The following is a 2,405-nucleotide window of genomic DNA, read 5'->3' as shown; positions in this document are numbered from 1 at the left end:
CAGGTTATGCTGAACAATTTGTCCAAAAATTCGGATTAAATTTGCAATCTACCTTAGTATGTTTTTTTGATATCAGAAACTAATGATACGCCATAAAAGTTCCCACAATATTGTGCAGACTGCTATGATTGATACCAAAATTCTTATATCCGCAAATACTTCAAAAACAGGACGATTACTACAATCAGGCCGACTCCCAGCGGTACGATTAGCAATCCCCAATAACGGCCACAGTTGAATCGCTAGTATTAAAATAATTACGATTGAAATTGCCGCGCACCAAGCTTGAAGGGCCATGTGTCGGCGCCTAAATTTATAACCAATCATTGCAAGTAAGATTCCGTTTAGTCGCACTAATTGCCATGTCATCATTTTAAAAACTTAATCATGCCAAATATCAATCGAACCTGATTTTCCATATTACAAAAAAAACGTGTTACTAGCTTGTCCAACTAGCAACACGTTTTTTTGTAAATTATTTAACGAACTTAGCTGCAAATTCACTAAATTGCTTACCGGCACTTGCTAAGAAAGCTTGCGTACCTTCGTTAGTGATCTTGCCAGTTTCATCGGCTAACTTATCCGTGTTACCGATGTACAGTTCTGGTTGTTGCATCGTTGGCATGTCTAAGAATACTAATGATTGCCGTAAGACATGGTGCGCTAAAACGCCAGCAATACCTGAGATTGATTGTGACGCAACCAAAGCAGGCTTACCACTCCAAACACTTTCACCCCATGGACGTGAAGCAATGTCTAAGGCATTCTTCAATGCGGCTGGAATGCTGCGGTTATGTTCTGGAGTAACGAAGAGGATTGCATCTTGAGCAGCCACGGCTGCCCGGAATTCAGTGTATTCAACTGGAGAATTAGCATCTAAGTCTTGGTTGTACAATGGTAAATGACTAATGTCTAAGTACGTTACTTCTGCATCCGCTGGTAGACCAGCAACGATGGCGTCAGCCACCCCTTTAGAATATGAATTTTTACGAATAGAACCAACAATTACACCATACTTTGTCATAGTTTATACAATCCTTTCAAAATTAGCTTTTTCGTTTCACTTACTATTAGTAAGTATATCAAGTTATTTTAAAAGTGCAACCTTTTCCACTCCAATTTTGAATAATCCGTTTTTGTAGACCGGATCTTGACCGACAAAAAATTGAACATCGGTATGTGCCAAGTTTTATCGGGGATTGACTTTCAACGCTGTTTAGAACAATTTTACTTGAAGGTATCACCTTAGAGCAGTCGCAATTAACTAGTATTAAATATGAATTTGTTAAAAAAAACTTGCTTTGTCTATTAAAGCGAGTATAGTTATCAATATAGTTAGCTAGCTAACTATATTTGGAGGAATCATCATGGACAACTTTAAGTTTACGGATCGTCCTGACCAAAAGCGCCTTAGTCGGACGATTGCTGAATATGGCGATCCTAAGACTGATGTCAGTGCCGCCGTTTTGTTTTTAGATTTGCAATGGACTTATCGCGAAATGCAAAAGGCTTATGACCAGGTGCTCGCTGCGTCAGATTTAACCGAAACCCGGTTTATTATTTTAATGTTTTTATTTCGAGCTGAGAATTACTGCTTGGCGCCTTCTGAATTAGCGACTAAATTAGGGGCGGCGCGACCGACTGTGACCAAAATTTTAAATCGGTTAATGATCAGTGGGTTAGTCATCAAACTCAGTGCTCCCAACGATAAACGTTCCATTCTAATTCAATTGACGCCAACTGGGAAAGCGGTGTTGCAGAAGTTTTTACCACGCAATTTTGAAGCCGTTCAAACGATTACTGCTGCTTTATCTGCCAGTGAAATAAAAACACTTTCAACATTGCTACAAAAAATAAACATTGGCACCAGAAACCTTAACTTAGAAGAGGAGCGTCATCATGGAAACAACTAAAATCGATTTTTTGAAAACTTATTTAAGCCTATATATTGATCATCAAACGGTCATGGCTGATGCGCAACAAGCTAATCCACAATACGTGATCTTAGATGTCCGTAATGCGCCTGCTAAAATTAAAAAAGATCAGATTGAAGGTGCGATTGCGATGCCGGCCAAAGATTTGGCTAACCGCCTGTCTGAACTTGATCAGCACAAAACATACGTGGTCTATGACTGGACAGCCGGGACCACGCTTGGCAAGGTTGCCTTGTTAACGTTATTATCCGCTGACTTCAAGGCCTACGAACTATCTTGTGCGCTGGAAGGTTGGAAAGGCATGCATTTGCCAATTGAGAGTCTATAAGTATTGAACAGCATATGTTCAGTTCAACGTCGCAATTGGGATGATTCATTCAAACTAGCCCAATGTGTTTAGTCAAAAAAATACTGAGATATGGTAGATTGCAAATTTAATCCGAATTTTTGGACAAATTGTTCAGCATAACC

The 2,405-nt window shown here is 39.5% G+C and carries 3 protein-coding genes; 2 read left to right on the top strand and 1 reads right to left on the bottom strand.

Annotated elements, in window-relative coordinates; all coding sequences use genetic code 11:
- Positions 1-475: 475 nt before the first annotated feature.
- A complete protein-coding gene (locus DY78_RS03610) occupies positions 476-1,024 on the bottom strand; it encodes an NADPH-dependent FMN reductase (protein ID WP_024626259.1) in 549 nt (182 codons plus the stop codon).
- A gap of 343 nt (positions 1,025-1,367) precedes the next feature.
- Here DY78_RS03610 and DY78_RS03605 point away from each other — a divergent pair, with 343 nt between their 5' ends.
- A complete protein-coding gene (locus tag DY78_RS03605) occupies positions 1,368-1,913 on the top strand; it encodes a MarR family winged helix-turn-helix transcriptional regulator (RefSeq protein WP_024626258.1) in 546 nt (181 codons plus the stop codon).
- Positions 1,900-2,262 (top strand): rhodanese-like domain-containing protein, encoded by a 363-nt coding sequence (locus DY78_RS03600; RefSeq protein WP_024626257.1) that lies wholly within the window; start codon positions 1,900-1,902, stop codon positions 2,260-2,262. Before DY78_RS03605 ends, DY78_RS03600 begins: the two co-directional genes overlap by 14 nt.
- Positions 2,263-2,405 lie beyond the last annotated feature (143 nt).

This window comes from Lactiplantibacillus fabifermentans DSM 21115 (assembly GCF_000498955.2).
GTDB classification, from domain to species: domain Bacteria; phylum Bacillota; class Bacilli; order Lactobacillales; family Lactobacillaceae; genus Lactiplantibacillus; species Lactiplantibacillus fabifermentans.
Note: the sequence above shows the minus strand (reverse complement) of the source record. Positions and strands in the feature narration are given on the sequence as shown.